This is a genomic window from uncultured Dokdonia sp. (assembly GCF_947492815.1).
Classification (GTDB): domain Bacteria; phylum Bacteroidota; class Bacteroidia; order Flavobacteriales; family Flavobacteriaceae; genus Dokdonia.
The window spans coordinates 1-3677 of sequence record NZ_CANLOB010000058.1; the positions used below are offsets into that span (position 1 = coordinate 1).

The 3677-nt window shown below is 37.0% G+C and carries 2 protein-coding genes; both read right to left on the bottom strand.

Translation table 11 applies throughout. From position 1 onward, the window contains the following. Positions 1 to 2540 (bottom strand): M36 family metallopeptidase (locus Q1A01_RS23420; protein ID WP_299685959.1); only part of this gene is annotated, 2540 nt, incomplete at its 3' end. Between the two features lie 282 nt (positions 2541 to 2822). Beyond that, on the bottom strand, positions 2823 to 3677 hold an 855-nt coding region (locus tag Q1A01_RS23425; RefSeq protein ID WP_299685961.1), incomplete at its 5' end, for a GEVED domain-containing protein.

Consider the following 3677-nt stretch of genomic DNA (forward strand, 5'->3'; position numbering starts at 1 on the left):
GTTACACCTACATTATCAGTAGAAGCGTTCCAAGAAAGTGCAACAGAGCTAGTTGTTACTCCAGTTACAGCAAGATTCGTTGGTACAGACGGAGCTTGTGTGTCTCCAGCTTGAGTACCTTCAATACCAAATCCATCAATAGCAATATCTCCTTGCCATGAAGTTGAACTCGTACCACGGAATCTTAGTTGTACTGTTCCGTTGTATGCAGCAAGACTTACATTTTCGTCTATCCAAGCAGCACCTTGATCACCAGCTTGTGACCATATTTCAGTCCAAGTTTGTGATCCATCTTCTCTTGCTTCTAGTCGTATTGTCCCTACTGAATTACCTGTCATTTGATAACTGAAAGAGGCAGAAGGAGAACTTACACCGGTAAGATTGAAACAAGGAGAGTTTAGGATTGCCGTCTTATTAGGGAATCCAGCACCGTCTCCAGATACTTCCATATAAATATAGAAAGTTCCTTCATTAGCAGCAGCAGGTCCTGTACTATTAGAAGGTGTACCTCCAGAGTTAATAGTCCAATCTATATCATCACTAGTATCTTGAGACCAAGCTCCTAATGTGTTTTCAAAACCTTCAGCATATGGGAAACTAGCTACTGTAGAATTACAAGTTGCTGGTGGTGGTGGTCCAGTACATCCACTTGTAAATGATATAACTTGATCTGTATTTGTATTTGTACCGCCATTTGAATTTTCAACAGCATCTACACCTACACCTCTTCTAGCAAAAGCATCCCAAATTAAACAGTTATATTGTCCTCCGTAAAGATCCTGATCTGCTTGAAGAATTCCATCACGTCCAGATACATATCCTGGGTTATTAGCAGTGTTTTTTAGACCTTCAGTAACAAGTGCCATGGCAATATTATTACCTCCAGTTCCCGTATATTGATTTGCATCATATCCTTCAAGATCGATAAGATCCCAAGTCATATCCCATAAAATAGTAGCGAAACCATATCCTACACCATGTGGTACAGCAAGACCTCCTATATCCCCGTAATCAGTACCATTTACTGCTAAATCTGTAGAGTATCTTGTAGGACGAATTCCAGCTCCTGTAGTAGGTTGCCCTATTGCATAAGTTCCTACGCCTCTTGCTGTATTTCTATCATCTCCAGGACGAATTGTCATTACTAGTCCAAACCAATCAGACCATCCTTCTCCCATTTGCTCAGATCCTCCTAAAGCATTGGTTCCTGGCCCTCCTACTAAACGTGTAGAAATACCATGACCATATTCATGTGCAATAATCACATTGTCTAAATCTCCATCTCTTGTTGGATTAGTAAATAAGAACATTTGCATTCTTGGATTAGATCCATCTGGTGGAGTTGCAAAGTTTGCATTGTTTGTTCCACTACCATCTTGTGCATCTGCATTTACAGAATCACTTCCTGCTCCTCCATTTCCATAGTTGTTTTCTTGGAAATTTCCAGAAGCTTCATTAAAACCATACTGGTACCATACATCATGCATGATATTATTCCAGTAGAATAAGTTTGTTGTTGCAGCTGGCAAAAATGTAGAAGGATTATTATTTAAGTTTAATGGGAAATCAAAATTAAGAGAACTTCCTCCATTAGGTCTTGATCCTGTTCCATTATTTCCATTTGTATCATCTTGAGCTGTAACATTATTACCTACAGTAGTTGTAAATTCTGCACCTGCACTACCATTTGTATCATGCCATCCAAAAGGAGAAGCTGTAGCATTTGCAGGATCTGTAACCAATGCACGGTTACCATGGCTAGGACTTTCAATTCCTAATGGGTATACATTATAGGTACCTCCGCCAACAAAAGCTGCATCCATAGCAGTCATATCATAAGCAACGGGTCCCATTTCTATTGTTTCTTCTACTACAGTAGTTTCATGACCATGATTTGAGTGATCTGGTGTTCCAAAATTACAAGAAACTACCCAGTCTTCTGTTCTTAAAATACTTCCTGAAGTAGCATCTACGTTTACACTCCACCAGTGCTCTCCATCGAGAGGATAGATAGATACTTTCCAAGTTAAACGTAAAGCGCCATCTTGATATAGGTATACTTTTTCTACTTGAATAGGCTCAATACTTATTCCTGAATTTTCGTATACAAATACGTCTTTCGATTTTTGAGTTGAATTTAAGTTTGTTGGTGTTGAGATTTGATGTGCATTAACAACAGACATAATAGCGCTTTCTGGTGTTAATGATGCTTGTGTTACACTAGCTTTTGCTCCTAAGTCGCTAATGAATTGATTAATTTCCCAAGTTACTTCACCGTTTTTAACAGTTAGTTTATAAGTACCGTTTTGAATAGGCACCCCTTGATACATTTGTTGCACATATACATGTTGTATTTGTGGATTCAAAGATGGAACAATATCTGTAACTCGCCATTCAGATACATCCTGAGATGAAAAACCAGTTTCGGATTTTTCAGTGTGTTTACCAAAATAATTCTGGATAATACCATCCATATTTTGGGCAATAGCAGTTGATCCTAACAGAAAAGCTGTCAAGAAAAATGTGTACATTTTTTTCATAATCGTTAGTAATTTGTTTGTTAATTAGGAACTTGTTTGTTAAAAACTCAATATTTTATCTAAAAAACGTGATAATTTTAAAATAAATGAAATTTTTTCGATGAAACACACAATTTTTTTTTAAGATTTCTTTAAGATTTAATTTTTTTCTAAAAACGTTAAACAAAAACCTACTAAATCGATAGGTTTTAAGTAAAATAAGATTGAAAATGAAAAAACCCCGATACCAAGAATATGACATCGGGGTTTTAAACACTAATTTAGGTGCTCAAGTAATATTATTTATTTTTTAATGAATCTCTTATTATGAGTTTCATTTCCAATAGTTACTTCTAATATATATATACCTGCTTTAAGTTTAGATACATCTAATGTGTTACTAAACGCTCCTTTATGTACAATTTGCCCTAGCATATTATAAATAGCATAACTCTCTGCTTCTGCTCCAGTGACATTTACACTAAGTTGTCCTCTAGTTACAGGGTTAGGGAAAAGGGTGAAGTCAAAAGAAGCAACAGCAGTTGTTGTATTATCTACTGCATTAGGATCTGAAAATGAAGTATTAGTAGTGTTACCTACATTTACGATATAATCCTCTACTTCACCAAAGTTAAAGCTTTCACAAGCTGTTGGTGCTGCATTATATTTCATAGATACACGCATACGTGTAGGTCCTTGAGCCGCTCCCGAAGGCACTGTAATAGTACCAGAGATAGAAGTTGCTTGTGTAGGTGATTGTGAGAATGCGGTTTCACCTGCATCTGCAAAGTCACCATCTCTATTCCAATCTATAAATACAGCATATGCTTCGTTATAAACAGTTCCAGTCCAAGTAGGAGTAATTGTAATAGAAGTACTTCCACTTAGGTTTGTAGATAGGTTTGTAAAGTCACTATACCCACCAGTAGATGCTCCTGTGCTATTATCAATACTTCCTATTTGTACTCGGCTAATATATTCATCATTTGTGTTTTGTCCATTAGATGCACAATATCCAGAAGGAGGGTTAGGATCACTTCCACCGCCAGCAACAACTCTAGTGTTATCAATAGCGACATCTGATTGCCAAGTACCTCCAGTGATACGGTTGAATCTTAATTGTACAGATCCACCTACGTAAGCTGCAAGATCAATAGT